25 protein-coding genes are annotated in these 25655 nt (G+C 66.1%); 12 read left to right on the top strand and 13 right to left on the bottom strand.

Annotated features, from left to right (window positions below):
* Positions 1-9: 9 nt before the first annotated feature.
* Positions 10-579, bottom strand: a complete 570-nt coding sequence (locus KUO17_RS16770; RefSeq protein WP_217976657.1) for a GNAT family N-acetyltransferase — start codon at positions 577-579, stop codon at positions 10-12.
* 93 nt (positions 580-672) lie between these two features.
* Between KUO17_RS16770 and KUO17_RS16765 the strand changes: the two genes are divergently transcribed.
* Both KUO17_RS16765 and KUO17_RS16760 read left to right on the top strand, forming a co-directional pair.
* Positions 673-1587: a histone deacetylase family protein gene (locus KUO17_RS16765; RefSeq protein ID WP_217976656.1), complete on the top strand. Its 915-nt coding sequence runs from the start codon at positions 673-675 to the stop codon at positions 1585-1587.
* 150 nt (positions 1588-1737) lie between these two features.
* Entirely contained in the window at positions 1738-2973 is a 1236-nt protein-coding gene (locus KUO17_RS16760) for a TIGR03862 family flavoprotein (RefSeq protein WP_217976655.1), read from the top strand.
* Positions 2974-3076: 103 nt separating this feature from the next.
* On the opposite strand, the gene rhlE1 is transcribed toward KUO17_RS16760, so the two are convergent.
* The 3 genes from rhlE1 to yedA all read right to left on the bottom strand — a co-directional run bounded on the left by rhlE1 (position 3077) and on the right by yedA (position 6259).
* A complete protein-coding gene (gene rhlE1, locus KUO17_RS16755) occupies positions 3077-4408 on the bottom strand; it encodes an RNA helicase RhlE1 (protein WP_217976654.1) in 1332 nt (443 codons plus the stop codon).
* A gap of 67 nt (positions 4409-4475) precedes the next feature.
* On the bottom strand, positions 4476-5330 hold the full coding sequence (locus tag KUO17_RS16750) for a hypothetical protein (protein WP_217976653.1): 855 nt from the start codon (positions 5328-5330) through the stop codon (positions 4476-4478).
* Positions 5327-6259: a drug/metabolite exporter YedA gene (gene yedA / locus KUO17_RS16745; RefSeq protein ID WP_217976652.1), complete on the bottom strand. Its 933-nt coding sequence runs from the start codon at positions 6257-6259 to the stop codon at positions 5327-5329. Before yedA ends, KUO17_RS16750 begins: the two co-directional genes overlap by 4 nt.
* 152 nt (positions 6260-6411) lie before the next feature.
* Between yedA and KUO17_RS16740 the strand changes: the two genes are divergently transcribed.
* Positions 6412-6870, top strand: coding sequence for an Lrp/AsnC family transcriptional regulator (locus KUO17_RS16740; protein ID WP_217976651.1), 459 nt, complete (start codon positions 6412-6414; stop codon positions 6868-6870).
* Here KUO17_RS16740 and KUO17_RS16735 read toward each other — a convergent pair.
* From KUO17_RS16735 to KUO17_RS16725, 3 genes are all read right to left on the bottom strand, one after another.
* Positions 6867-7472, bottom strand: a complete 606-nt coding sequence (locus KUO17_RS16735; RefSeq protein WP_217976650.1) for a 3'-5' exonuclease — start codon at positions 7470-7472, stop codon at positions 6867-6869. The genes KUO17_RS16740 and KUO17_RS16735 overlap by 4 nt on opposite strands.
* A 19-nt stretch (positions 7473-7491) precedes the next feature.
* Positions 7492-7971 carry a LabA-like NYN domain-containing protein gene (locus tag KUO17_RS16730; protein ID WP_217976649.1) on the bottom strand — a complete coding sequence of 160 codons (480 nt, stop codon included), beginning with the start codon at positions 7969-7971 and terminating at the stop codon, positions 7492-7494.
* Positions 7972-8066: 95 nt separating this feature from the next.
* A complete protein-coding gene (locus KUO17_RS16725; RefSeq protein ID WP_217976648.1) occupies positions 8067-8831 on the bottom strand; it encodes a DUF2076 domain-containing protein in 765 nt (254 codons plus the stop codon).
* Between the two features lie 151 nt (positions 8832-8982).
* Here KUO17_RS16725 and KUO17_RS16720 point away from each other — a divergent pair, with 151 nt between their 5' ends.
* Complete coding sequence (locus tag KUO17_RS16720) at positions 8983-9657, top strand: YciC family protein (protein WP_217976647.1); 675 nt, start codon at positions 8983-8985, stop codon at positions 9655-9657.
* A gap of 63 nt (positions 9658-9720) precedes the next feature.
* Entirely contained in the window at positions 9721-10800 is a 1080-nt protein-coding gene (locus KUO17_RS16715; protein WP_217976646.1) for an endonuclease/exonuclease/phosphatase family protein, read from the top strand.
* Between the two features lies 1 nt (position 10801).
* Here the strand turns inward: KUO17_RS16715 and hrpB are convergent, their stop codons facing one another.
* A complete protein-coding gene (gene hrpB, locus KUO17_RS16710; protein WP_217976645.1) occupies positions 10802-13327 on the bottom strand; it encodes an ATP-dependent helicase HrpB in 2526 nt (841 codons plus the stop codon).
* Positions 13328-13445: 118 nt separating this feature from the next.
* On the opposite strand from hrpB, the gene KUO17_RS16705 reads away from it, so the two are divergent.
* The gene (locus tag KUO17_RS16705) at positions 13446-13865 is read left to right on the top strand and encodes a polyribonucleotide nucleotidyltransferase (RefSeq protein WP_217976644.1); all 420 of its coding nucleotides are present in this window, start codon (positions 13446-13448) and stop codon (positions 13863-13865) included.
* Positions 13865-14737 (top strand): cation diffusion facilitator family transporter, encoded by an 873-nt coding sequence (locus tag KUO17_RS16700; RefSeq protein WP_217976643.1) that lies wholly within the window; start codon positions 13865-13867, stop codon positions 14735-14737. Before KUO17_RS16705 ends, KUO17_RS16700 begins: the two co-directional genes overlap by 1 nt.
* A gap of 42 nt (positions 14738-14779) precedes the next feature.
* On the opposite strand, the gene KUO17_RS16695 is transcribed toward KUO17_RS16700, so the two are convergent.
* Entirely contained in the window at positions 14780-15589 is an 810-nt protein-coding gene (locus KUO17_RS16695; protein WP_217976642.1) for a DUF6515 family protein, read from the bottom strand.
* A 400-nt stretch (positions 15590-15989) separates the two neighbouring features.
* On the opposite strand from KUO17_RS16695, the gene KUO17_RS16690 reads away from it, so the two are divergent.
* Together KUO17_RS16690 and KUO17_RS16685 are read left to right on the top strand one after the other, a co-directional pair.
* Positions 15990-16466 carry an Lrp/AsnC family transcriptional regulator gene (locus KUO17_RS16690; protein WP_163949685.1) on the top strand — a complete coding sequence of 159 codons (477 nt, stop codon included), beginning with the start codon at positions 15990-15992 and terminating at the stop codon, positions 16464-16466.
* A gap of 55 nt (positions 16467-16521) precedes the next feature.
* A complete protein-coding gene (locus KUO17_RS16685; RefSeq protein WP_163949688.1) occupies positions 16522-16725 on the top strand; it encodes a DUF2788 domain-containing protein in 204 nt (67 codons plus the stop codon).
* Here the strand turns inward: KUO17_RS16685 and KUO17_RS16680 are convergent.
* The 4 genes from KUO17_RS16680 to KUO17_RS16665 form a co-directional block, all read right to left on the bottom strand.
* On the bottom strand, positions 16722-17351 hold the full coding sequence (locus KUO17_RS16680) for a pseudouridine synthase (protein ID WP_255263629.1): 630 nt from the start codon (positions 17349-17351) through the stop codon (positions 16722-16724). The two genes, KUO17_RS16685 and KUO17_RS16680, sit on opposite strands and share 4 nt — an antisense overlap.
* 6 nt (positions 17352-17357) lie before the next feature.
* Entirely contained in the window at positions 17358-18863 is a 1506-nt protein-coding gene (amn, locus tag KUO17_RS16675; protein WP_425274869.1) for an AMP nucleosidase, read from the bottom strand.
* A 32-nt stretch (positions 18864-18895) separates the two neighbouring features.
* Complete coding sequence (locus KUO17_RS16670; RefSeq protein ID WP_217976640.1) at positions 18896-20548, bottom strand: acyl-CoA dehydrogenase family protein; 1653 nt, start codon at positions 20546-20548, stop codon at positions 18896-18898.
* Positions 20549-20623: 75 nt separating this feature from the next.
* Positions 20624-22612 carry a sensor histidine kinase gene (locus KUO17_RS16665; RefSeq protein ID WP_217976639.1) on the bottom strand — a complete coding sequence of 663 codons (1989 nt, stop codon included), beginning with the start codon at positions 22610-22612 and terminating at the stop codon, positions 20624-20626.
* Positions 22613-22872: 260 nt separating this feature from the next.
* Here KUO17_RS16665 and KUO17_RS16660 point away from each other — a divergent pair, with 260 nt between their 5' ends.
* The 3 genes from KUO17_RS16660 to hemL are packed head-to-tail and all read left to right on the top strand — an operon-like array spanning position 22873 to position 25616.
* Positions 22873-23670, top strand: a complete 798-nt coding sequence (locus tag KUO17_RS16660) for a hydroxymethylpyrimidine/phosphomethylpyrimidine kinase (protein ID WP_217976638.1) — start codon at positions 22873-22875, stop codon at positions 23668-23670.
* Positions 23671-23693: 23 nt separating this feature from the next.
* Entirely contained in the window at positions 23694-24320 is a 627-nt protein-coding gene (gene thiE / locus KUO17_RS16655) for a thiamine phosphate synthase (RefSeq protein WP_217976637.1), read from the top strand.
* 15 nt (positions 24321-24335) lie between these two features.
* Positions 24336-25616 carry a glutamate-1-semialdehyde 2,1-aminomutase gene (gene hemL / locus KUO17_RS16650; protein ID WP_217976636.1) on the top strand — a complete coding sequence of 427 codons (1281 nt, stop codon included), beginning with the start codon at positions 24336-24338 and terminating at the stop codon, positions 25614-25616.
* Positions 25617-25655 lie beyond the last annotated feature (39 nt).

Raw genomic sequence — 25655 nt, 5'->3', positions numbered from 1 at the left:
TTCTGCGATTCAGCCACGTAGGGTGGCCTGCCATTGGGCGCGGCTGATGCGGTACAGCACGTGTGGGCGCAGCGGGTGGCCAGGCTCCAGCCGCGGGTGTTCGAAGTCGCCCAGCGGGTCGGGGTGCATGCCGATCGCCTGCATCACCTTCTGCGACGCCAGGTTGCCCTGGGTGGTGAACGACACCACCTCATCCAGGCCCAGCTGGGCGAACGCACAGCGCAGGCAGGTCCAGGCGGCCTCGCTGGCAAAGCCCTGGCCCCAGTGACGGCGCGCCAGGCGCCAGCCGATTTCCACTGCGGGGGTGAAGGCAGCATCGAAGCCCACATGCAGCAGCCCGGTCATGCCGATGAACGCGCCCGAGTCCTGGCGCTCGAGTGCCCACAGGCCGAAACCGTACTCGGCAAAATGACCACGAATGCGGCCAATCAGGGCAGCGGCCTCGACCCGGCTCAACGCTGCTGGAAAATACTGCATCACCTGCGGGTCGGCGCACAGGGCGGCAAACTCGGTGAGGTCATCGTCCTGCCACTGGCGCAGCCGCAGCCGCGCGCTCTCCATTTCCAGTATCGGGGTCATCGCCTGCTCCTCAATCCTGCCGCCAGTGTAGAACGCTGGCGCGCGGCAGGCAGCAACTGGCAAGATCGAGGCTTGCCCCGGTTAGAAGCTGCCATGCACCTGCCCCTGATCTACCACGACGACTACAGCCCGGATTTCCCTGCCGAGCACCGCTTCCCGATGGACAAGTTCCGCCTGCTGCGCGATCACCTGGTCGACAGCGGCCTGACCACCGACGCGGCCTTGCTGCGCCCCGAGATCTGCCCCAACGACATCCTCGCGCTGGCGCATGATCGCGGCTACATCGAGCGCTACATGAACGGCGAGCTCAGCCGCGAAGACCAGCGCCGCCTCGGCCTGCCCTGGAGCGAAGCGCTGGCCCGGCGCACGGTGCGCGCGGTCGGCGGCTCGCTGCTGGCCGCCGAGCAGGCCTTGCAGCAGGGCATCGCCTGCCACCTGGCCGGCGGCACCCACCATGCCCATTACGATCACCCGGCCGGCTTCTGCATCTTCAACGACCTGGCCGTCATCAGCCGCTACCTGCTCGAAGCCGGGCGCGTGCACCGGGTGCTGATCTTCGACTGCGATGTGCACCAGGGCGACGGCACCGCGCGCATCCTGCACGACACCCCGGACGCCATCACCGTATCGCTGCACTGCGAACAGAACTTCCCCGCGCGCAAGGCGCAGAGCGACTGGGACATCCCGCTGCCACGCGGCATGGGCGACGCGGCGTACCTGAAGGTGGTGGACGATGCGCTCAACTACCTGCTGGCGCTCTATCAACCCGACCTGGTGCTGTACGACGCCGGCGTCGACGTGCACAAGGACGACGCGCTGGGCTACCTGCAACTGACCGACGCCGGTGTCGCCGCGCGCGACGAAGCCGTGCTGCGCCATTGCCTGGGCCGCGACATCCCGGTGGTGGGCGTGATCGGCGGCGGCTACAGCAAGGACCGCCAGGCCCTGGCACGGCGCCACGGCATCCTGCACCACAGTGCGCAACGGGTACTCAATTACCCACAATGACTGTGGAACCGCCTGTGGATAACCTGCGCGCAAGCCCTTCCAGCCCTTTGAATGCGGGCCCTGTAGAACACTGAGTGTTTTTTGTACAGTGCCTGCACGGGCCTGCGTCGGGTAGAATGCCGGCTCTTTATCCCCAGCCTGCAGCCGCCCATGACCGACACCCGCCCAAACGCCGCCCCCCACGTTGCCATTATCGGAGGCGGGCCGGCCGGCCTGATGGCCGCCGAGGTGCTCAGCCAGGCGGGCGCGAAGGTCGACCTGTACGACGCCATGCCGTCGGTGGGGCGCAAGTTCCTGCTGGCCGGCGTGGGCGGCATGAACATCACCCATTCCGAGGCGTACCCGGCCTTCATCTCGCGCTACGCCGAACGCGCTGACGAGATTGCGGCACTGCTGGAGGGGTTCGATGCCACAACATTGCGCCAGTGGATACACGGCCTGGGCATCGACACCTTCGTCGGTACATCCGGCAGGGTGTTCCCCACCGACATGAAGGCCGCCCCGCTGCTGCGCGCCTGGCTCAAGCGCCTGCGCGATGCCGGCGTAGTTATCCACACCCGCCATCGTTGGCTGGGCTGGAACGCCGACGGTGCACTGCGGCTGGCTTATCCACAGGGCGAATTGAGCGTGCAGGCCGATGCCGTGGTACTCGCATTGGGCGGCGGCAGCTGGGCCCGGCTGGGTTCTGACGCCGCCTGGCTGCCATGGCTGCAGGCGCGCGGTGTGGATGTCGCGCCGCTGCAGCCGGCCAACAGCGGCTTTGAGGTGGCGGGCTGGAGCGAGCTGCTGACGAGCAAGTTCGCTGGCGCGCCGTTGAAGAACATCGCCCTGAGCCTGGCCGGGCATAGTCCGCGTGCGGGTGAATTCGTGCTCACCGAACGTGGCGTGGAAGGCAGCCTGGTGTATGCCTGGTCGGCGCAGATTCGTGAAGCCATCAACCGCGAGGGCGCGGCCACCGTGTTGCTGGACCTGTTGCCGAGCAAGCCTGTGGACAAGATCGAGGCTGCACTGCGCAAGCCGCGCGGTTCACGTTCGATGGCCAGGCACCTGCAAGGCCAGTTGGGGCTGGAAGGCGTGAAGGCGGCATTGCTACGCGAGCTGACCGGCCCTGAGGTATTCGCAGACCCGGCGCGATTGGCGGCAGCGATCAAGACCTTGCCGATCGAACTGGTGCGCCCTCGCCCACTGGATGAGGCGATCAGCAGTGCGGGTGGGGTGAAGTTTGAAGCGCTGGACCAGGGCTTGATGCTGCGCCAGGTGCCAGGGGTGTTCTGTGCGGGCGAGATGCTCGACTGGGAGGCGCCCACCGGGGGGTATCTGCTCACGGCGTGTTTTGCGAGCGGGCGGCAGGCGGGATTGGGGGTGCTGGAGTGGTTGCGACGCTGAGCCCTTCGCTGGCAAGCCAGCTCCCACAGGTTCTATGTGCGCCGCAGAACTCTGTGGGAGCTGGCTTGCCAGCGAAGGGGCTGCAGCGCAGCCCCTAGCTATTTCAAGGCTTGCGCTTGCGCGGCCCGGTATTGAAGGTCGGCACCTTGCGCACCGGCTTGACCTGCGGCGCCGCTGCTGGCGCATCACCGCTGTCGGTCCAACGCCCCAGGCTGCCCTTGCTGCCGCTCTGCTTGGGCTTTTTAGGCTTCTTCGGCTTCTTCACCACCTGCCCGCTGGCATCGGTCTCGGGCACACGGTGCTCTGGCACGAAGTCCGGCTCTTCATGGCGCGGCAAAGTCTTGCGCGTGAGCATCTCGATCGCCGACAGCATGTTCACCTCGTCGGCGCACACCAGCGAAATCGCCTCGCCGGTGTTGCCAGCTCGCCCGGTACGCCCGATACGGTGGATGTAGTCCTCGGCCACGATCGGCAGGTCGAAGTTGACCACCAGCGGCAAGTCATCGATATCCAGCCCGCGCGCCGCCACATCGGTGGCCACCAGGATCTGGATTTCACGCGCCTTGAAGCTGTCCAGCGCACGCTGACGCGTGGCTTGCGGGCGATCACCGTGGATGCCGTCGGCGTTCACGCCCTGCGCCTGCAAGCGCTCCACCAGCGCGTCCACGCCATTGCGGGTCTTGGCGAACACCAGCACCTGCTTCCAGCGCTGCTTGCGCAGCAGGTGCATGAACAGTTCAGGCTTGCGCTTTTTATCCACAGGCACAACCCACTGCTTGACGCTGCTGGCCGCCACGTTGCGCGGGCTGACCTCGACACTGAGCGGGTCATTGAGCATCTGCCCGGCCATCAGGCGAATCTCGTCGGAGAAGGTCGCCGAAAACAGCAGCGTCTGGCGCTTGACCGGCAACGCCGCGTAGATCGAACGCAGCTCTTCGGCAAAGCCCAGGTCGAGCATGCGGTCGGCTTCATCGAGCACCAGCGCCTGCAACTGCGAAAACTTCACCGCGTTCTGGCGAAACAGGTCGAGCAGGCGCCCCGGCGTTGCCACCAGCAGGTCGATGCCCTTGCGCAGCTTCATCATCTGCGGGTTGATGCTCACCCCGCCGTACACCGCGTAGGTGCGCAGCGGCAGGTGCTCGGCATACTCGGCGATGTTCGCGTGCACCTGCTCGGCCAGCTCGCGAGTCGGTACCAGCACCAGCGCACGCACCGAATTGCTCGCGACCTTTTCGCCTTCCATCACCAGGCGCTGCAACAGCGGCAAGGCAAAACCGGCGGTCTTGCCGGTGCCGGTCTGCGCGGCGGCCATCAGGTCGCGGCCAGCCAGCACGGCCGGGATCGCCGCAGCCTGCACCGGGGTCGGCGTGGTGTACTTGAGGGTGTCGAGCGCGCGCAGCAAGGGTTCAATCAGGCCAAGTTTGGCGAATGTCATGGCAATACCGTCAGGGGATTTCAGCAATGGCGCAAGTTTACCCTGTTCGGCGCTGCTTCACCGAGCTTCAATCGGCGGGCGGCAGGTACAGGTACGTCAGGCGGTCCAGGCCATTGCCGACAAACAGCGACAGCGGCCGCCCCAGCTGGGTGGCGCGTGAACGGCACAGGCCATAGATCTCGTTCAGGCTCGAATCGCGCGCCGACATCGGCGTCCAGCTCTGCATGCCCAGCGACCCCAATTCGAAGATCATGTGGTCGCGGTCCTTGTCGCGGCTGAAACTGACCGTCACCTGCCCGCGCCCCACCTGATTGCGCAACCCGCCATCGGCGAACTCCAGACGCACCGGCGTACGCCTGAGTTTCTGGTCCGGGGTGCGCAGGGTCATCACGCCCTGGCGGTAGTCGAGCACTTCAAAAGGCAGGTTGGCCCTGAGCCTGACCGGCACCCGGCAATCGACCCGGGCACGCGCCGTGTTCTCGGTCAGCGAGCGCAGCGCTTCACTGAGCGTGGTGTCACTCTTGATCGCGATATCGTTGGGGAAGGCCAGGCGCAGCGCGATCGGTTCGTCCGGTCGATCCGCGAGGGTCAGCGTGACGTTGCCGGTAACCGCCTGGCGCGCCGCCTGCACGGCGTCGACCGTTGCCTGCAAGGCCTCGCGCCGCACCGGGGTCAAGGTGTCGCCCGGCAGGCGCAGGTTCACCACCCACGGGTTATCCTCATCGGCCCACAGTTGCACCTGGGCCGGGTCGATCTGCTGCTCGGCCAGCAGGCTACGTACCGCCTCGTCGTAGTAGACGTCCACATGGCCATAGGTGTAAGGGTCGATCACCGACACCTGAAAACTCAGGCCCACCTCCTGCTCGTTGCAACCGGACAACACGCCAGCCAACACGCCGGCCATGGTAATACGCCGCTTCACTTGGACAACTCACCCCTCAAGGCGTCGACCGGGGTGGCCACGCTGGCTGGCACCTTGCGCCATTGCGGGAGTCCGATCAACACCACCGCGCCGATAATCACCGCCATCGCCAGGCACTCCTCGACACCGATCTGCTCGCCGGCGAACACGATGCCCAGCAGTACCGCCACCGCCGGGTTCACATAGGCATAACTGGTAGCGGCTGCAGGGCGCACATGCTTGAGCAGGTACATGTAGGCGCTGAAGGCCAGGATGGAGCCGAAGAACACCAGGTAGAGCAACGCCCCCCAGCCCGCGGCGGTCGGCGCATGGGTCATGCGTTCACCACTGAGGGCACTGCCCAGCAGCAGTACCGCGCCCCCCACCAGCATCTCGGCAGCGCTGGCCATCGGCCCTGCCGGCAGCGGCAGGCTCTTGCTCCAGACCGAGCCGAATGCCCACGACGCTGCGGCAAACAGGATCAGTGCCGCCCCCAGCGGGCTGGCCTGCAGGTTCGAACCCAGGTTGAGCAACGCGATCCCCAGCAGGCCCAGACCGATGCCGGCCCACTCCAGACGGGTGTTGCGGTGCCCGAAGAACAGCCCGAACAGCAAGGTGAACAACGGCACCGTCGCGACCGCCAACGCCGCCACCCCAGAGGCCACACCGGCATGCTCGGCCACCGTGACGCCACCGTTGCCGCAACTGAGCAACAACACACCGATCAGCCCCGCTGCCTTCCACTGCGCCCAGGTCGGCGCCGGCACGCCGCGCCAGCGCAGGAACCCGTACAGCAGGCCGCCGGCCAGCACAAAGCGCACACCGGCCATCAGCAGCGGCGGCCACGACTCCACGCCGATACGAATCACCAGATAGGTCGACCCCCATACCAGGTAGAGGGCCAGGAAGGCACCGATCAGCACCAACGGAACGCGACGGGGGGCAGGCATGGGAGGCTCGAGCTTATGATTGTGTGGCGATAGTTTAGAAAGCTGAACGTGCAATTTTAAGTTACAAAGCCTGTTTATCGCGGTGGCATACTTTCGAAAAAACGGATGTTTTCCAGTTCCGCCATGGATTCAAAAGCCAGGAGCAACCCTGTATGGACAAGTACGATCGCACCCTCCTCGCCGCGCTGCTGGACAACGGCCGAGCGTCGTTCGCCGAGCTTGCGCGCAAGGTCAACCTGTCGGCACCGGCCGTGGCCGAGCGGGTCGCCAAGCTTGAAGCCAGCGGGGTCATCACCGGCTACCAGGCCAAGGTCGACATGAGCAAGATCGGCCTGCCGATCCAGTGCGTGATCGAACTGCGCCTGACCAGCCACGGCAACCAGCAAGCCTATGAAGACCTGACGCGCATCCCGCAGCTCACCGAGTGCCACCGCGTGACGGGCGACCCTTGCGTGATCATGCAAGCCGCCGTGGGTTCGATGCCTGAACTTGAAGAGCTGATCAACCGCGTGGCGCAGTTCGGCTTCAGCAAGACCTCGATCATCCTGTCCAGTGCAGTCGAACGGCGGGTACCGCTCGGTCAGCTGGAGGGCAATGGCAAGAAAGCCTAGCGGTAGCGCTTGAGGGTTTCGGCGATTTTCGCCGCGGGGACTTTCTGCAGGCTGCAGAACAGCGGGTGGGAGACCTCGCTGATGCCATGGCGCTGGCGCAGCTCGCCGGCCAGGTGCTGGGCCAGGTTGGCCGCCATCTCGGCATCGGCCATGGCCCGGTGCGCGGTGCCGGTGTCCGGCAGGCCGGCCCAGCGCGTCAGGGTACCGAGCTTGTGGTTCGGTGCCGCCGGCAGAAGGCGGCGTGACAGCAGCATCGAGCAGGCGAACGACTGCACCCGTGAACGGCCGATCAGGCCCAGTTCATAGTCCCAGAACTTCTGGTCGAACGAGGCGTTGTGCGCCAGCAGCGGCGTACTGCCGACGAAGCCGGCGACCTCGTTCATCACCTGGGCATTGGCCGGTGCGCTGCGCAGCATCGCGGTGGTGATGCCGGTGAGGCCGGCGACGAACGCCGGTACCGGCACGCCGGCATTCATCAGGCTCTGGTAGCGATCGACGATACGCCCACGCTCCAGCATCACCACCGCCACTTCGGTGGCGCGGCAGTAGGCACCCGGCGAGATGCCGGTGGTTTCAAAGTCGATGACGGCAATACGTTCCACAAAAAACCTCGGGATGAACTCAGTGCTTGAGCAAAAGTGCGCCATCGATCGGCACATAGCGGCTGGCAGCGCGGATCAGCGAATTGGCGGTCAGCCCCGGCACGCCATAGGCCACCGCTTCGGCGCCGTGGCGGTTGATCACCCGCTCCAGCAGCAGGTCGAAGTCGCCGTCGCCGGAGGCCAGCACCACTTCGTCGACCCGCGAGGCGGCGTCGATCACATCCAGGGTGATGCCGACGTCCCAGTCGCCCTTGGCCGAGCCGTCGCTGCGCTGGATGTACGGCTTGAGTTTGACGGTGAAACCGAGGTTGCGCAGGATCTGCTGGAACTGCTGCTGCTTGCTGTCGCCGCGGTCGATGGCATAGGCCACCGCCTCGACGATCTCGCCGCGCTGGCTGACGTCAGCCCAGAAGGCGGCGTAGTTGAAGTGGCAACCGTAGGCCTGGCGCACGGTGTAATAGAGGTTCTGGACATCGGCGAACACCGCAATCTTCTTCACCGCACTTCCTCGTCACGCCAGGGGCCGGCCGCGCATACCGGGGCCGTTTCGGCGCCCAGTATGCCAGCCTCGCGGCTGCACGGGTATGCACGCGGTCAGACGAAGGAGTCGTCGTCGGAGAAGAAGCCACCCCCCTCATCGGCGTAATCGGTATTCGTGAAGCCACCCTGGTCCTGGCTGTAACCTCCGTTGTCGGCGGTCAGGCGCTGTTCCTCGTTGCCGCCCCAGCCGCTGTCGCTGACCGGTGCCGGTGCCTCGTTGATCACCTCGGTGACTTCCTGCGGCTGCGCGGCATTATGGTTGAACAGGCTGCTGATGCCCTGCGCCAGCATCACCCCGCCGGCCACACCGGCCGCGGTCTGCAAGGCACCGCCGAGGAAACTGCTGGCGCCGCCGCGGGCCGGCGCGGCTTGTGGCGCTGCATTGAAGCCCTGCTGCTGGGGCGCGACGCCCGGGCCATTGAGGCCGCTGGACGGCTCACGCCAGCCACCCCCCGTGCTCGCCGCACGCGGCGCCGGGGCCTGGTTGAAGGACGCTTGCACTTGGCGTTGCGGCTCGGGTTGACGGGCAGCACCGCCGAAGATGCTCGACAGAAAGCCGCCACCGCTCGGTGCGCTCGCCGTCTGGGCACGAGCCTGGGCCAGTTCGCCCTGCAACTGCCTGTTCTGCTCGTCCAGGCGCTTGATCGCCGCTTCCTGCACCAGGATGGCCTGGGCCATGTAGTACGGCGCCGAGGCCTGCTGCTGCAGGTGCTCGGCGATGCGCGCCTGGGCCAGCGCATCACGTGGCGCACCTTCACGCTCGGCTTGCTGCAGGCGACCGAACAGGCCGTCGATCAGGGTTTGCTCTTCGTGGTTCATGGGGCGACCTCACTGGATAGCCGGGGAATTCGGGTGTACGCAAGATGGGGTTCAAGCATCGGTGATTCAATGCACCCATGGCATGAAACTTTGTTCAGGTTATGTCACTGGGCTAAAGTAGCGGCCTGCTCTTTTACTGCGATATCGACCGATGAATCCGCTCAGTGTTCTGCAAGACTCCCTGTACTTCTTCCGTAGCCACCTGCTCAGCATCGCCAAGCTGTGCCTGCCGCTGGTGGTTCTCGAAACGCTGTTGGGGCATGTGCTCTATGTCCAGTTGGGCGAACAGCCCAGCACGCTGGCCTACAGCGTACTGCTGGGGCTGATCTTCTATCCGCTCTACAGCGGCGCGTTGATTCTCTACATGGACGCCCGCAGCCAGGGCGAGGAACCACGCAAGCGGGACCTGCTGGCCACGTCCCTGCGCCTGTGGCCCTCGTTCGCGCTGCTGGTGATCATCTGCATGCTGATGATCATGGCCGGTATCAGCCTGCTGGTGCTGCCGGGCATCTGGGTCATGGTCAACCTGGTGTTCGCCGAGTACCTGCTGGTACTGCGCGGGCTGCAGCCGTTGGCTGCGATTCGCCAGAGTTTCGTGCTCTGCAAAGGGCATTTCTGGCAGATCCTGGTGTGCATCATCGGCGTGATGTTGCCGCTGTGGCTGATCAGTGCGCTGCTGCAGAGCCTGCTGGGCGAGAACCCGACCGCGTTGCTGAGTGTGCTGGTTGACTGCCTCAATGGCTTCCTGACGCTATTCAGTACCCTGGTCAGTTTCCGCCTGTTCATGCTGGTCACCGACCCCGCCCTGCAACGCGCCGAACGCTGAAGCGAGCACGCGACGAACGGCTCGGGTATGCTCGCAGCTCACCTGCGAAGCCAAGCCGAGCCGATGATCCGACTACTGCGCAACGCCCTGCTGCTACTGCTGTTGATATTCGCCCTGCTGTGGCTGCTGGCCGACCAACTGGGCTGGCAACCCGAACCGCGCGAGGCGCTGCCGGTGGCCTGTCGCGGCCCGGCACCAACGCTGGTGCCGGGGCAGGCGCTCAAGGTCATGAGCTGGAACATCCAGTACCTGGCTGGCAAGGGGTACGTGTTCTGGTACGACGAAGGCCAGGGTAGCGACACCCGCCCCACCGAGCAGGACCTGGCCTTCAACCTCGACGAGGTGGCGCGGGTGATCCGCGCCGACAACCCCGACATCGTGCTGCTGCAGGAACTCGATACCGATGCCAAGGCCAGTGCCTATCAGGACCAGCTGGCGCTGCTGCGCGAGCGCCTGGTCGATCTCTACCCCTGCGCTGCGCAGGCCTATGACTGGAAGGCCGACTTTGTCCCCGACTGGCATGTGTTCGGCAGTGCCGGGCGCGGCCTGGCGACCCTGAGCCGCTACCCGATCAAGCAGGCCGAGCGCCTGGCCCTGCCTTCCGCGCCAGACAATGCACTGAGCCGCCTGCTGCAGCCGCAACAGGCGGTACTGGCCAGTTACCTGCCGCTGCGCGATGGCGGCCACCTGGCGGTACTCAACACCCACCTCGCACCGTACATCCCCGGCGGTGATGTGCAGCGCCAGCAGGTTCAGCACCTGAGCGACCTGCTCGACACGTTGGAAAGCCAAGGCACGCCGTGGTTGATCGGCGGTGACTTCAACCTGTTGCCGCTGGGCCAGTACCGCCGCCTGAACCCGGCCCAGCGCCAGCACTATGCTGCCGACAGCGACCTGCACCTGCTGTGGGACAAGTACCCGATGATCCCCAGCAATGCCGAGGCGGGTGGCGCCGAGCGCAGCGCCTGGCTGACCCACTACCCCAACGATCCGCGACTCGAGGGCCCGGACCGCACCCTCGACTACCTGTTCCACAGCCCCAAGCTGCAGCGCCTGGGTGCGCGGGTGCTGCAACAGGACACCTTGCAGATCTCCGACCACCTGCCGCTGAGCGTGCGCCTGCTGTTGCCGACGCCGCCGTAGGTCACTTGCGCGGTTTGACCCGTGCGGTGGCCTCGGCCACCAGCGGGTCGTCCGGCCAGTAATGCTTGGGGTAGCGACCCTTGAGGTCTTTCTTCACCTCGGCATAGGTACTGCGCCAGAAGTTGGCCAGGTCCTGGGTGACCTGTACCGGGCGCCGCGCCGGTGACAGCAAGTGCAGCAGCACCTGCTGGCGGCCCTGGGCAATGCGCGGGGTTTCGGCCAGGCCGAACAGTTCCTGCAGGCGTACCGCGAGGATCGGCGGGGTTTCACTGTAGTCCAGCCGCACGTTCGACCCCGACGGCACGCTCAGGTGCGCCGGTGCCCACTCGTCCAGGCGCTGCGGCAACGGCCAGGGCAGCCGGTTGCGCAGTATCGACGACAGGTCCAGCTGGGCGAAATGGCTGAGACGGGTGACCTTGCCCAGATAGGGCTGCAGCCAGTCGCCAAGGCTTGCCAACAACGCGGCATCGCTCAGGTCCGGCCATTCGCTTGCTCCGCCGGCGGCCAGGTCAAGCTGGCGCAGCAAGGCCACCCGGGCCTGCCATTGGCGCAGCTCCGCGGTCCATGACAACAGTTCCAGGCCCTTGCGACGCACCAGCTCAAGCAGCGCGCGGGCACGCGCTTCTTCATCCAGCCCGGTCAACGGCTCGCGGCTGAGCACCAGCTCGCCGACCTTGCGCTGGCGCTCGGCACGCAACACGTTTTCACGCTCGTCCCAGTCCAGTTGCTCGACCGTGCGCACCTGCTCGGCCAGCACACCGTCGAACAGCGCCGGATCGAATTCGGCGGCCAGGTAGATACGCTCTTCCCGCTGGCCCTGGCGGCTGCCCAGGTCGGCGATCACCAGCCAGGGTGACTTCATCAGGGCGTCGGCCTCACCGAACAACGCCGCCCGGCCATTGGCCAGACGGTACTCGGCGCCACCGGCACGGCGCTGCTGCGCGACCCGGTCAGGATAGGCCAGCGCCAGCAGCGCCCCCAGCCAGCGTTCATGCTGCGGCTCGGCCACCGCCGAAGTCGGTTTGCCGCGCAGGTAACTGCGGTATTGGCGTGCAAGCTGGCGCGCACGCTGTACCCCGCCCTGGCCGCCGCGTGCCCCCCGGGTTTCACCGGCCAGCAGGCTGAGACGGCTGTGCAGGTCGGCGCCGCCACCGCGCAGGATATCGCGTTCACCCAGCAAGGCCGCCACGTCACACGCCATCGCGGCCAGCCCCAGGTCCTGGCCGCGCAGCAGCAGGTGCGCGATACGCGGATGGGCCGGCAATTCGGCCATCGCCTGGCCATGCTCGGTCAGGGCCAGCAACTGCCCCGCCTTGAGCGCACCCAGGCGCAGCAGCAGATCCTGGGCCTGGGCGTAGGCGGCGGCAGGCGGCAGGTCGAGCCAGCTCAACTGCGCCGGGGTCACGCCCCAGCGGGTCAATTGCAGCGCCAGCCCGGCGAGGTCCGCCTGCAGGATTTCGGCACTGGCGTAGGCGGCCAGTTGCTCATGCTGGGCTTCGGACCACAGCCGGTAGCACACCCCCGGCTCCAGGCGCCCGGCGCGCCCGGCCCGTTGCGTGGCACTGGCGCGCGAAATGCGCTGGGTGTCCAGGCGGGTCATGCCACTGCCGGGGTCGAAGCGCGGCACGCGCGCAAGCCCGGCGTCGATCACCACCCGCACGCCGTCGATGGTCAGGCTGGTCTCAGCGATGTTGGTGGCCAGCACCACCTTGCGCAGGCCCTTGGCCGGCGCTTCGATCGCGGCACGCTGGGCACTGAGGTCGAGTTCGCCATGCAAGGGACACAACAGAATGTCGCGACGATCGCCAAGCGCGTCCTGAAGCGAGTGATGCACGCGGCGAATCTCCGCCTGGCCGGGCAGGAACACCAACAGGCTGCCGGCCTCGTCGGCCAACGCCTGCAGCACGCTATCCACCACGCGCGGCTCGATGAATTCACCCGGCTGAAACGGCCGCCCCCAGCGCATCTGCACCGGGTACATGCGCCCTTCGCTGCTGATCACCGGCGCATCGTCAAGCAGCGCAGACAGGCGCTCGCCTTCCAGGGTGGCGGACATCAGCAGGATTTTCAGCGGTGGCTCGTCACGTAGCAGTTCGCGACCATTGAGGCTCAGGGCCAGGGCCAGGTCGGCATCCAGGCTGCGCTCGTGAAACTCGTCGAAGATCAGCAGCCCGACCCCCTCCAGCGCCGGGTCGTCCTGCAGGCGCCGGGTGAGGATACCTTCGGTGACCACTTCGATGCGGGTGCGCGGGCCGACCTTGCTGTCCAGCCGTATGCGGTAGCCCACGGTTTCGCCCACCGCCTCGCCAAGCTCGCTGGCCAGGCGCTCGGCAGCGGCACGTGCAGCCAATCGGCGAGGCTCGAGCATCAGGATGCGCTGCCCGGCCAGCCACGGCGCGTCGAGCAGGGCCAGCGGCACACGGGTGGTCTTGCCGGCGCCGGGCGGCGCCTCGAGCACGGCCTCGTGACGTTGCTGCAACGCCGTGCGCAAGGCGGGCAATACGGCATCGATCGGTAATGAATTCATGGTAGCCCTCGAACAGTCGGCCGAGTATAACGGCGAACCCTGCCTGACTTATCATGGTCTTACCCGCATGCCCCGGCATTTTGCCGGTATCGTTGCGGCCTTCTTTGCGGAGATTCACATGCGTATTCCTTCACGTGTCATCGGCGGCGCTCTGGTCGCTACCCTGCTGACCCAGCTGAGCGCCTGCGGCACCCTGTTCTACCCCGACCGCCGCGGCCAGATCGAAGGCAAGGTGGACCCGGTCATCGTCGCGCTGGATGCCATTGGCATCCTGTTCTATGTCATCCCGGGGCTGATCGCGTTCGGCATCGACTTCGCCACTGGCGCCATCTATCTGCCTGGCGGCACCACCGCTCAGGTCGACCCGCAGTCGCTGCAACAGGCCATCGGTGCCGACGGCAAGGTCGACAATGCGCGCCTGCAGGCCATCCTGGAAAGCGAACTGGGCCAGCGCCTGCCGCTCAACGACCCACGCCTGATCCAGCACAAGGGCAGTGTCGAGCAACTGGCGATGTACGGCCTCAAGCCGGCGGCGTGATGCACACCCGCGCAGAACACGCCCGCCTGCTGCGCCTGGCCACCAGCGCCTCGCTGGCGGTGGCCGCCATCCTGATCGTGAGCAAGGCGATCGCCTGGTGGTTCAGCGGCTCGGTGAGCCTGCTGGCCGGGCTGACCGACTCGCTGCTCGACGGCGTGGCCTCGTTTCTCAACCTGCTGGCGGTGCGCTACGCGCTGCGCCCGGCCGACGACGATCACCGCTATGGACACGGCAAGGCCGAGGCGCTGGCCGGTATGGCGCAAGCGCTGTTCATCGGCGTGAGCGCGGTGCTGATCGGGGCACAGGCGCTGGAACGCGTGCAGACCCCGCAGCCGCTGGGCGATGCAACGCTGGGTATCGTGGTCATGCTGCTGTCGCTGGCGCTGACCGTGGCATTGCTGCTGTTGCAGGCGCGGGTGGTACGCATCACGGGCTCCACGGCAGTGCGTGCGGACTCGCTGCACTACCGCTCCGACCTGCTGCTCAACGCCAGCATTCTGCTGGCGCTGGTGCTGGCGCGATTTGGCTGGCCGCAGTTGGATGCGTTCTTCGGGCTGGGGATCGCGTTGTACATCCTGTGGAGCGCACTGCAGATCGCCCGTGAAAGCGCGGCGATCCTGATGGACAAGGAACTGCCCGGCGACGTGAGCGAGCAGATGCTGGCCCTGGCCTGCAGCGTGCCCGGGGTGGTGGGTGCACATGACCTGCGTACTCGGGTGTCGGGCAACCACTGGTTCGTGCAGGTGCACCTGGAATTGCCGGGGGCGATGCCACTGACCGAGGCGCACGGGTTGTGCGATGCAGCAGCAGCGGCGATTCACCGCGCGTATCCCAAGGCCGAAGTGCTGGTGCATGCCGACCCGGTGGGGTAACCAAGGGCCTCTTCGCTGGCAAGCCAGCGAAGCTGTTGATCGTCAGTTGACGCTGTAACCGCGCCCGCTCAAGCACGCGCCCAACGCCCTGCGGTAGCTGTCCGCCACCTGCGCCGGCGGTGCATAGGTCGCTGCGGCCGGATCAAACCCGGTCTGCTCCACCGCCCAGCGATGGCACTGGTAACGGTCCTGCTCGACCTGCTGCGGCGTCTGCCCGTAGGCCGGGTAGGCAATCACGTCATAGCCGCTGCCCTGCTGCACCGGGGCACTGGCCACCGGCGGGTTCACCACCACGTACTCACGGCTGTCCTCCTGGTACTGGTAGTAGGTGCCGGCGGCCAGGAAGAACAACGCACTGCCCACCCACACCTGCCGCGCATAGTCGGGCAGGTAGTTCACCCGCACCCCGTAAGGCGGCGCCACCACCACATAACGTGGCCCCTGCGGCTGATACCAATAGCCGCCGGAGTAGTAATAGTCGTGACCGCGATACGGCACGCGCCGGTACGGGTCGGGGAAGCGGTCGATGGTGTGCCCCGGCCGATACTGCGGCCCTGGGCCCCAGCCATTGCCATTGCCGTGACCATTACCATTGCCCGGCCGCTGGCCGGGCCCGCCGGCTTGCCAATGCTGATTGCCGTCGTTGCGCCGTGGTACATCACGGTAATAACCCTGGCGTGGCGGCTGGGTCTGCTGCACCTCGTCGGGGCGCGAATTCAGTGGCGAAGACGCCGGCGCACGCTCCCCGCCATTGGGGTCCTGCTGTGGACCATGGCGATCACCCAGCGCCTGCACATTCAGGCTCAAACAAAGCAAACCAACACCTGCCAACTGCCAGATGCGCGACTTCATGCGTTACTCTCCCGCTCGCGGTTGGCCTTCACTTTATCAGGCCGTTTGCAACGCAGTATCGCCAGCTCGATGAAAAATCACAGGCAACAAAAAAGGGTGACCCTGAGGCCACCCTTCGAGAATTTCGTCCTTGCTCGGCGCTTGTGGCGCCTGCTCACCTCACGCCGTCTGGTGGACAGTGTGCAGCCCGGGGGCCAAGCACAACCCGGTGGGGTTGCTGGCCGCAGCGCCCCTGATTGGGGCGCCGCCGTGGACATCTGTCCGGGCAGTGATTCTGTTGACCATAATAAGAAAGTCGCACGACAGAGGATTGCTAAAATTGCTCAACAAAACAGCACTTGCGCAATTTTTAACTAAAGATTGATAATCCACCGCAATCGAAACAGAAAAGGCTTCATCCATGAGCAAGCTTGACCGCTATGACCTGAGCATTCTTGCCGAACTGCAGCGCGATGCGCGCATCTCCAACCAGGAACTGGCCGAGCGCATCGGCCTGTCACCCTCACCCTGTTCGCGGCGGGTCAAACAGCTTGAGGACGATGGCTACATCTCGCGCCAGGTGGCTCTGCTCGACCGCAAGAAGCTCGGCCTGAGCCTGACCGCCTATGTACTGATCGGCATGGACCGGCACACCCCCGAGCGCTTCGAGACCTTCGAGGCGGCGATTCGCGGCCTGCCCCAGGTGCTTGAATGCAGCCTGGTCACCGGGATGGATGCCGACTACCAGCTCAAGGTGGTGGTGCCCGACATGGACCATTACCAGAAGCTGCTGCTCGGCCACCTGACCCGTATCGAAGGCGTCACCAGCGTACGCTCCAGCTTTGTGCTCAACCAGGTACTGGCCAGCACCGAAATGCCGCTCACGCACCTGCGTTAGTCAGCACCGGAGGGCGGGCGTATACTGGCGCGCTTCAACCTGCCGGAGAAGATCGATGGATCCTGCGTTGTTCGAAGAATGGATGATGACCATCCTGGTCACCCTCCTGATTGGTTTCATGGGTTTTATCGTCTGGGACCTGGCGAAAAAATCCAAGGCCGGCAAGTTCGGCACCTTCATCCTGTTTTTCGTGCTGGGCCTGGGCATCCTCGCCTTCGTCATCAAAAGCGTGGTCATCGGCTACATCGAAGGCGTCTAGCGCCGTGCCGGCACTTCGCGCCACTGGCCCTGCGCCAGCCCGTCAAGGCTCCAGTCGCCGATCCGCACGCGCACCAGGCGCAGGGTCGGCAGGCCGACGGCGGCCGTCATGCGCCGCACCTGGCGGTTGCGCCCTTCCCTGATCACCAGTTCCAGCCAGGCGGTCGGGATACTCTTGCGAAAGCGTACCGGCGGGTTGCGTGGCCACAGCTCAGGCTCGTCGAGCTGGCGCGCCTCGGCCGGCAAGGTCATGCCATCGTTCAGTTCCACGCCCTCACGCAGGCGCTGCAACTGTGCTTCGCTCGGTTCACCCTCTACCTGCACCCAGTAGGTCTTGGGCAGCTTGTGCCTGGGATCGGCGATGCGCGCCTGCAACTGGCCGTCATTGGTCAGCAGCAACAGGCCTTCGCTGTCGCGATCCAGGCGCCCGGCCGGGTACACGCCGGGAATGGCGATGAAGTCCTTGAGCGTGGCGCGGCCCTCGCCGTCGCTGAACTGGGTCAGTACGTCGAACGGCTTGTTGAACAGGATCAGCTTCGGCTCGGCCGGCGGTGTCTTGGGCGGGCGACGCGGGCCGGCGGGTTTGGCCGCGCCAGGGCGCGGCTTGGAACGTGGGGGTAACGGCATGGGGCCTCAGCGGAACGGCGGCTCGTCGAAACTGCGCAGTTTACGCGAGTGCAGCGCATTGAGTTCGGTGCGCAGCAGGTCGAGTGCGGCGATACCGATCTTCAGGTGCTGGCTGACCGCCCGGTTGTAGAAGGCGTTGGCCGCCCCCGGCAACTTGATCTCGCTGTGCAGCGGCTTGTCCGACACGCACAGCAGCGTGCCGTACGGGACGCGCAGGCGATAGCCCTGGGCCGCAATGGTGCCGCTTTCCATGTCCACGGCCACGGCACGGGACAGGTTGATCAGCGGTCGCTCCTGAGCCCAGCGCAGCTCCCAGTTGCGGTCGTCATAGGTCAGCACGGTACCGGTGCGCAGGCGTTTTTTCAGCTCGTCGCCACGTTCACCGGTGACCTGTGCCGCAGCCTCCTGCAAGGCCAACTGCACCTCGGCCAGTGCCGGGATCGGGATGTTGGGGGGCAGGACGCGGTCGAGAATGCCGTCGCGGCGCATGTAGGCGTGGGCCAGCACGTAGTCGCCAATGGTCTGCGACTGACGCAGGCCGCCGCAGTGGCCGATCATCAGCCAGCAGTGCGGGCGCAGCACCGCCAGGTGGTCGGTGATGTTCTTGGCGTTGGAGGGGCCCACGCCGATGTTGACCAGGGTAATGCCATGGCCGTCGGCGGCGATCAGGTGATAGGCCGGCATCTGGTAACGGTGCCACACCACCCCGGCCACCAGCGCCTGGGCCTCGCCGTTGTCCATGGCCTTTTCGATCACCACGTTGCCGGGCAGCACCATACGCACGAAACGCGGGTCTTCGCGCAGTTGCTCCAGGCCATGGGTGATGAACTGGTCGACGTAGCGGTGGTAGTTGGTCAGCAGGATCCACGGCTGCACATGCCGCCAGTCGCTGCCGGTATAGTGCACCAGCCGGCGCAGCGAGAAGTCGACTCGCGCCGCGTCGAACAGCGCCAGCGGCAGCGGGTCGACATTGGCCCAGTCGTACAGGCCGTCGGCAATGCCGTCGGTGGCCGCCGACAGGTCGGTACTGGGGAATACCCGCGCCAGCGCGGCGGCGGTGATGCCGGTGCCGGCCAGCTCATCACCCTGCTCGACCACATAGGGGTAGGGAATATTCTGTTCGCTCAGGCCCACCTCGACCATCACGGTGAAGTCTCGCATCAGCGGCCCGAGCTGCTCGAGCAGGTAGCCGCGAAAGGCCGCCGGCTGGGTCACGGTGATGCTGTAGGTGCCCGGCAGTTGTACCTTGGCATAAGCGCGGGTGATCACCGGCACCTCGCCCTGGTACTGGTAGGTCAGGCGCAGTTCGGGGTAGCGAAACTGCGCACGCTCAGCGGCATCCGGCTCGGTACGGTCCTTGAGGTAACGCTTGAGCGCCTGGCTAAGGGCGGCAGTGGCGCACGCGTGCAACGCCGCCAGACGATCGACGGCTTGCTCGGCGGTTTCTACGACAACGAAGGCTTCATCAGTACGGCTCACAATGTACTTCCTGTCTGACATGCATGGGCCCATCTTGCCTACATCCGCCGGCAAAGGCACGCACGTTAGAGCGGCCAGTTCAGCGTCGAGCGTTGCACCAGCGCCGCCACATCGACGCCGCGCGGCAATGCACCGTATACCCGTGCGCTAGCGCCCAGGCGGCTGGCGATGAACGCGTCGCTGACGGCGGCATTGCCCGCCTCCAGCAGCAGCCTGGCCTGCAGCCCCAGCGCGATGTCTTCGGTGAGCTGGCGCGCCCGGTACTGGATGTCGGCGGTATCGGCGAGGGCCGCCTTGAGGTTGCCGATATGCGCCGCCAGGCGCGGGTCGCCATGGCCGTCCCCCAGCTCGGCGAACAGCGTGTCGAGCACCCCGGGCTCCTTGGACACGGCGCGCAGCACGTCCAGGCACTGCACGTTGCCCGAGCCTTCCCAGGTGGAGTTGACCGGCGCCTCGCGGTACAGCCTGGGCAGGATGCTGTCCTCCACATAACCGGCGCCGCCCAGGCACTCGGCGGCCTCGTTGATCATGGCCGGCGCACGCTTGCAGATCCAGTACTTGCCCACGGCGGTCACCAGCCGGGCAAAGCGCACCTGATGCGCGTCCTGTGGCTGGTCCAGTGCGTGCCCCATGCGCAGGCTCAGGGCCAGCGCCGCTTCGCTTTCCAGCGCCAGGTCCGCCAGCACGTTCTGCATCAACGGCTGCTCGGCCAGTACCCGGCCGCCCACCGTGCGGTGCGCACAGTGGTGCGCCGCCTGGGTCAGTGCCTGGCGCATCAATGCACTGGAGCCGACCATGCAGTCGAACCGGGTCATGGCGACCATCTCGATGATGGTCGGCACGCCCCGCCCTTCTTCACCGATCATCCAGGCCAGGGCACCCCGAAACTCGACTTCGCTGGAGGCGTTCGAGCAGTTGCCCAGCTTGTTCTTCAGGCGCTGGATATAGAACTGGTTGTGGCTGTCATCGGGGCGATGGCGCGGCAGCAGAAAGCAGCTCAGGCCCTTGTCGGTCTGTGCCAGGGTCAGGAACGCATCGCACATCGGCGCCGAGCAGAACCACTTGTGCCCCACCAGCTCGTAGGCCTGGCCCGGCCCCGCCGCGCCCACCGGATAGGCGCGTGTGGTGTTGGCTCGCACGTCGGTGCCGCCCTGCTTCTCGGTCATGGCCATGCCCAGGGTCACCCCCACCTTGTGCCGGTCGCCGATGTTGCGCGGGTCGTAGGCAGTGGCCAGCACCTTGGGCAACCAGTACCGTGCAAGCTCGGGCTGCAGCCTGAGCGCAGGCACCGAGGCGAAGGTCATGGTCAGCGGGCAGCCACTGCCGGCTTCGGCCTGGCTGTGCAGGTAGGTCATCGCGGCACGTGCCACGTGCGCCCCGGCGCGCGGCTCGGCCCAGGGCAATGACGGCAGGCCGTGCTCGATGGCCGTGCGCATCAGCTCGTGATAGGCGGGATGAAACTCCACCAGGTCGACCCGGTGGCCATAGCGATCATGGCTGCTGAACTGCGGCTTGTGCGCATTGGCCAGGAACCCTGCTGCCATCAGGGGGCCACCCGCCAGCGCCCCGTAGGCATCGATCCGTGCCTGCGCCCAGCCAGCGCCATAGCGCCGGGCCCACGCCTGCAACGGCAGGTCGAGACGGTACAGGTTGGCGCCATCCAGGCTCGGCGGCTGATTGGTGACCGTGTGGGTTTCGGCGTACTGGTGCAGGTTCATCGGGGACTCCTGGCTGATCCGGACGTGGTTTTCAGTGAATCACGCCCTGCCCCCGACTCAAAGTGACAAAACCGCCTAATTCGCCACGACTTGCCCCGGCGCCAGCCCAGCGGCAACACCGCACGGCAGCGGCGTGGCCAGGCTCAGTTCAAAGCAACTGCCCTCGCCCGGGCGTGACTCGTGGCGCAAGTGCCCGTCGATCAACTGCGCCAGTTTGCGACAGATCGACAAGCCGATGCCCAGGCCACCGTACTCGCGGCTCATCGAGCCATCGACCTGGAAGAAGCGCTGGTAGAGCACCGCGTCATCCAGGCACGCAAAGCCGATGCCGCTGTCGCGAACGCTGAAGGTCAGGCCCGGCTGCGGCGCGGCGGGCTGGCGGATGCGCACGGTCAGCAGTACGCCGCCACGGTGGGTGAACTTGATTGCGTTGTCGAGCAGGTAGCTCAGGCACATCGCCAGCTTGCGCCGATCGCCCCAGACCATGTCCGGCAGGTCCATGCCGGCGTCCAGGTTGAAGAACAGGCCCTTTTCCTGCGCCAGTGGCAGGAAGCGCACCCGCAGCTCGTGCAGCAGGCCGCGCACGTTGAACAGCTCCGGTTGCGCACGCAGGCGGCCGGCTTGCAGTTCGGTAAGGATCAGAATGTCGTCGACCATGCGCATCATGTTCTGCGCCGCGGCACTGGCGGTGTGCTGGTACTGGGTCAGTTCCTGCTCGCTGGAGACCATCTGCATCAGCTCCAGCGAACCGATCACGCCGTTCATCGGGGTGCGCAGCTCATGGGTCACGGTGGCCAGGAACTCGTCCTTGAGCCGGTTGCTGTGGGCCAACTGCAGGTTGGCCTGCTCAAGCGTCTGCCCGGCTTCACGCAGGGTACGGGCCTGCTCGTCACGCATGCTGTTGATGCGATCGGCCAGCGCCAGCGACAGCAGGCCCACCTCCAGCGCCGAACCGATCTGGCTGGCATACATGGTCAGAAACACGTTGGGCAGGTAGCCCAGCACCATCAGTGTGTTGACCAGGCCGCCCAGCAGAAAGGCCGACCAGGCGATGATGAAGTAGCGCGCCACCCGCAGGCCACGGCGCCAGGCGAACACCCCGGCGGCAAAGATGCTCACGGTGAACACCAGCGCCAGCGCGGTGGCCAGGCGCAGGGCGATGCCGTAGCTGAAACTCAGCGACATCACCATCACCAGCGCCGAGCAGCCGATCAGTACCTTGAGGAAGGTATCGAAACCACGACTGAGGCTGGCCATCTGCAGGAAGCTGCGCGCAAACTGGCAGCCGAACAGCCCCGCCGCACCGATGAACAGTGGTGTGCACGCATTCGCCCACCAGGGGCTGTCGGGCCAGAAGTACGCCACCCCGGCACCGTTGACCGACACCTGGTACAGGCCGAACGAGGCGATGTAGAGGATGTAGTAGAGGTAGCTGGTATCGCGCACGCTGAGATAGATGAACAGGTTGTACACCAGCATCCCCAGCAGCACGCCGTAGATCAGCCCGAGCATGTACAGCCGGGTGGGCTGGGCCTCCAGATACGCATCGCTCGACCACAGGGTCAGCGGCGCCTGCACCGAGCCCTCGCTGTGCAGGCGCAGGTACAGCGTGCTCGACTGGCCCGGGGTAAACGGCAGGTTGAACAGGTAATTGTCCTGGCGCAGCTGTCGGCTGGCATAGGGCAAGGCATCACCGGTGCGCTGTGCCAGGGCGTAATGGCCGGCTGCATCGGGCAGGTAGAGTTCCAGATGGTCCAGCGGCGGGTACGCCAGCTCCAGCAACCAGTTGCGCGGGGCGGCCTGTGGCAGGGCAACGTAATGCAGGTCTAACCGGACCCAGAACACCGATGTCGAGTAGCCGGCGTTCAGCACCTGGGCCTGGTGCGGGCGAAACTGCGCGGCAAACGCCGGCGAACTGACCTGGGCGATGCTCGCGCTGCCGTCACGGTCTTCATACACCTGCATCAGCCGCCCCAGCGGCAGTTGGCGGGTGGCATCGTCGAAATCGACCGCGCCGGCCAGCAGTGGCAGCCAGCCCAGCAAAACAATCAGCACAGTGCGCATACAGCCCCAGCATGGTCTGCGCGGTCGCGTCGTGGTGGCCTCCTGTCCATTTGAGACGACGAGTCGCGGCAGTACCTGTTATCGATTTGTGAGCACTCTAGCACAGCTTTCGGGCGCGGCCAGAGAGGCTTTGGAACTCAAAACAGAGGCTCTATATCGGCACTTACAGGCATTTCTTCAGGCATTAGCTGACCCGCCGCTCAAAAACTGCATCGGCCCGACAGACCCGCCAAAAGCGTTTGGTGGTAAGCTCGCGCACCATGAATACCTACAGCTCCCGCCCCGTTGTCCTCTGTCTCTCCGGCCACGACCCCAGTGGCGGCGCCGGCTTGCAGGCAGATATCGAAGCCCTGATCGCGCAAGGTTGTCACGCCGCCCCGGCCGTCACCGCCCTGACCGTGCAGGATACCGTCAATGTGACTGACTTTCGCGTGCTCGACCGCGAGTGGGTACTGGCCCAGGCCAATGCCGTGCTCAACGACTCGACCGTCGCGGCGGTCAAGCTGGGCATGCTCGGCTCGCTGGACATGGTCGATACCGTGGTCGAGCTGCTCAGCGCCCACCCGCACCTGCCCCTGGTGTGCGACCCGGTGTTGCGCGCCGGCGGCGGTGGCCGCCTGGGCAAGGACGAGGTCGGCTATGCCATGCGCGAGCGCCTGCTGCCGCTGGCCACCATCGCCACGCCGAACCTGCCCGAGGCACGTATCCTGGCCGAGCTGCCGGACGGCACGGCCGACCAGTGCGCAGAAAAACTGCTGCCCTTCGTCAAGCACCTGCTGATCACCGGCGGCCACGGCGACGAGCACGAAATCCACAACCGCCTGTACAGCCGCGACGGCCAGCACCACACCTGGACCTGCCAGCGCCTGCCGGGGGACTACCATGGTTCGGGCTGCACCCTGGCCAGCGCCCTGGCCGGGCGCCTGGCGCTGGGCGAACAGCTGCACAGTGCGGTGCGTTCGGCACTGGACTACACCTGGCGCACCCTGCGTGACGCCGAGCAACTGGGCAAGGGCCAGTACGTGCCGCGCCGCCTGCCACTGGATTTCTGTTCCTGATCGACCGCCCCGAGGCCTGCACGATGAAGTTACGTGGTTTGTATGCCATCACCGACAGCCAACTGTTGGCTGGACGCTTTCTTCCCTACGTCGAAGCGGCCCTCGAGGGTGGCGTCACCCTGCTGCAATACCGCGACAAGAGCCAGGACGAGGCACGCCGCCTGCGCGAGGCCGAGGCCCTGATGAAGCTGTGCGAGCGCTATCGCACCCAACTGGTGATCAACGACGACGCCGAGCTGGCCGCGCGCCTGGGCGTGGGCCTGCACCTGGGCCAGACCGACGGCCCGCTGACGCCTGCGCGTACCCTGCTGGGGCGCAATGCAATCATTGGCTCCACCTGTCACGCCCAGCTCGAGCTGGCCGAACAGGCGGCCCGCGAAGGTGCCAGCTATGTGGCCTTCGGCCGCTTCTTCAACTCGCTCACCAAACCCGGTGCCCCGGCCTGCGACCTGGCCCTGCTGGAGCAGGCCCGGGCGCGGGTCAAATTGCCGATTGCCGTGATCGGCGGCATCACCCTGGACAACGCCGCCCCGCTGGTCGCCCATGGCGCCGACCTGCTGGCGGTGATTCACGGCCTGTTCGGCGCTGACAGCACGGCCGAGGTCACTCGCCGCGCCCGCGCCTTCAACGCCCTGTTCGCATCTGCCTGATTGAGAGAGCCCGACATGTCTCGTTCCGAAACCCTGTTTGCCCAAGCCCAGAAGCACATCCCCGGTGGCGTGAACTCGCCCGTGCGTGCGTTCAAGAGCGTCGGCGGCACGCCACTGTTCTTCAAGCATGCCGAAGGCGCCTATGTCACCGATGAAGACGACAAGCGCTATGTCGACTACGTCGGTTCCTGGGGCCCGATGATCCTCGGCCACAGCCACCCGGACGTGCTCGCGTCGGTGCGCAAGCAACTGGCCCACGGCCTGTCGTACGGCGCGCCGACCGCGATGGAAACCGAGATGGCGGACCTGGTCTGCGCGATCGTGCCGTCGATGGAAATGGTACGCATGGTCAGCTCCGGCACCGAAGCCACCATGAGTGCGATTCGCCTGGCCCGTGGCTTCACCGGCCGCGACAGCATCATCAAGTTCGAAGGCTGCTACCACGGCCACTCCGACAGCCTGCTGGTCAAGGCAGGTTCCGGCCTGCTGACCCAGGGCGTGCCAAGCTCGGCCGGTGTGCCGGCGGCATTCGCCAGACACACCCTGACCCTGCCGTTCAACGACATCGACGCGGTGGCAAAGATGCTCGCTGAGGTCGGCCAGGAAGTGGCGTGCATCATCGTCGAGCCAGTGGCCGGCAACATGAACTGCGTGCCGCCGGCACCGGGCTTTCTCGAAGGCCTGCGCAGCCTGTGCGACCAGCACGGCGTGGTGCTGATCTTCGACGAAGTGATGACCGGCTTCCGTGTCGCACTGGGCGGCGCCCAGGCGCACTACGGCGTGACCCCGGACCTGTCGACGTTCGGCAAGATCGTCGGTGGCGGCATGCCGGTGGGCTGCTTTGGCGGCAAGCGCCACATCATGGAGCAGATCGCACCGCTGGGCCCGGTGTACCAGGCCGGCACCCTGTCGGGCAACCCGCTGGCGATGGCGGCCGGCCTGACCACGCTGAAGCTGATCAGCCGCCCGGGCTTCCATGCCGAACTGAGCGATTTCACCAGCCGCCTGCTCGAGGGCCTGCAGCAGCGTGCCGATGCGGCCGGCGTGCCATTCGTCACCACCCAGGCGGGCGCCATGTTCGGCCTGTACTTCAGCGGTGCCGACGACATCGTCACCTTCGAGGATGTGATGGCCAGCGATGCCGAACGCTTCAAGCGCTTCTTCCACCTGATGCTCGAAGGCGGCGTGTACCTGGCGCCGAGTGCGTTCGAAGCAGGCTTCACCTCGATCGCGCACGGTGAAACCGAGCTGCAGATCACCCTGGATGCGGCCGAGCGGGCATTCGCCAAGCTCTGAAACCCTGGGCTGCCCTGCAGCCCTTCGCTGGCCAGCCAG

It is taken from the genome of Pseudomonas aegrilactucae (assembly GCF_019168305.1).
Lineage (GTDB): Bacteria > Pseudomonadota > Gammaproteobacteria > Pseudomonadales > Pseudomonadaceae > Aquipseudomonas > Aquipseudomonas aegrilactucae.
This window is presented reverse-complemented; position numbering and strand designations above follow the sequence as displayed.

Excerpts from the sequence above, each read along its gene's own strand:
- KUO17_RS16770 (WP_217976657.1), bottom strand. The coding sequence starts at position 579 with ATGACCCCGATACTGGAAATGGAGAGCGCGCGGCTGCGGCTGCGCCAG.
- KUO17_RS16765 (WP_217976656.1), top strand. The coding sequence starts at position 673 with ATGCACCTGCCCCTGATCTACCACGACGACTACAGCCCGGATTTCCCT.
- KUO17_RS16760 (WP_217976655.1), top strand. The coding sequence starts at position 1,738 with ATGACCGACACCCGCCCAAACGCCGCCCCCCACGTTGCCATTATCGGA.
- rhlE1 (WP_217976654.1), bottom strand. The coding sequence starts at position 4,408 with ATGACATTCGCCAAACTTGGCCTGATTGAACCCTTGCTGCGCGCGCTC.
- yedA (WP_217976652.1), bottom strand. The coding sequence starts at position 6,259 with ATGCCTGCCCCCCGTCGCGTTCCGTTGGTGCTGATCGGTGCCTTCCTG.
- KUO17_RS16740 (WP_217976651.1), top strand. The coding sequence starts at position 6,412 with ATGGACAAGTACGATCGCACCCTCCTCGCCGCGCTGCTGGACAACGGC.
- KUO17_RS16725 (WP_217976648.1), bottom strand. The coding sequence starts at position 8,831 with ATGAACCACGAAGAGCAAACCCTGATCGACGGCCTGTTCGGTCGCCTG.
- KUO17_RS16720 (WP_217976647.1), top strand. The coding sequence starts at position 8,983 with ATGAATCCGCTCAGTGTTCTGCAAGACTCCCTGTACTTCTTCCGTAGC.
- KUO17_RS16715 (WP_217976646.1), top strand. The coding sequence starts at position 9,721 with ATGATCCGACTACTGCGCAACGCCCTGCTGCTACTGCTGTTGATATTC.
- hrpB (WP_217976645.1), bottom strand. The coding sequence starts at position 13,327 with ATGAATTCATTACCGATCGATGCCGTATTGCCCGCCTTGCGCACGGCG.
- KUO17_RS16705 (WP_217976644.1), top strand. The coding sequence starts at position 13,446 with ATGCGTATTCCTTCACGTGTCATCGGCGGCGCTCTGGTCGCTACCCTG.
- KUO17_RS16700 (WP_217976643.1), top strand. The coding sequence starts at position 13,865 with ATGCACACCCGCGCAGAACACGCCCGCCTGCTGCGCCTGGCCACCAGC.
- KUO17_RS16695 (WP_217976642.1), bottom strand. The coding sequence starts at position 15,589 with ATGAAGTCGCGCATCTGGCAGTTGGCAGGTGTTGGTTTGCTTTGTTTG.
- KUO17_RS16690 (WP_163949685.1), top strand. The coding sequence starts at position 15,990 with ATGAGCAAGCTTGACCGCTATGACCTGAGCATTCTTGCCGAACTGCAG.
- KUO17_RS16685 (WP_163949688.1), top strand. The coding sequence starts at position 16,522 with ATGGATCCTGCGTTGTTCGAAGAATGGATGATGACCATCCTGGTCACC.
- KUO17_RS16680 (WP_255263629.1), bottom strand. The coding sequence starts at position 17,351 with ATGCCGTTACCCCCACGTTCCAAGCCGCGCCCTGGCGCGGCCAAACCC.
- amn (WP_425274869.1), bottom strand. The coding sequence starts at position 18,863 with ATGGGCCCATGCATGTCAGACAGGAAGTACATTGTGAGCCGTACTGAT.
- KUO17_RS16670 (WP_217976640.1), bottom strand. The coding sequence starts at position 20,548 with ATGAACCTGCACCAGTACGCCGAAACCCACACGGTCACCAATCAGCCG.
- KUO17_RS16665 (WP_217976639.1), bottom strand. The coding sequence starts at position 22,612 with ATGCGCACTGTGCTGATTGTTTTGCTGGGCTGGCTGCCACTGCTGGCC.
- KUO17_RS16660 (WP_217976638.1), top strand. The coding sequence starts at position 22,873 with ATGAATACCTACAGCTCCCGCCCCGTTGTCCTCTGTCTCTCCGGCCAC.
- thiE (WP_217976637.1), top strand. The coding sequence starts at position 23,694 with ATGAAGTTACGTGGTTTGTATGCCATCACCGACAGCCAACTGTTGGCT.
- hemL (WP_217976636.1), top strand. The coding sequence starts at position 24,336 with ATGTCTCGTTCCGAAACCCTGTTTGCCCAAGCCCAGAAGCACATCCCC.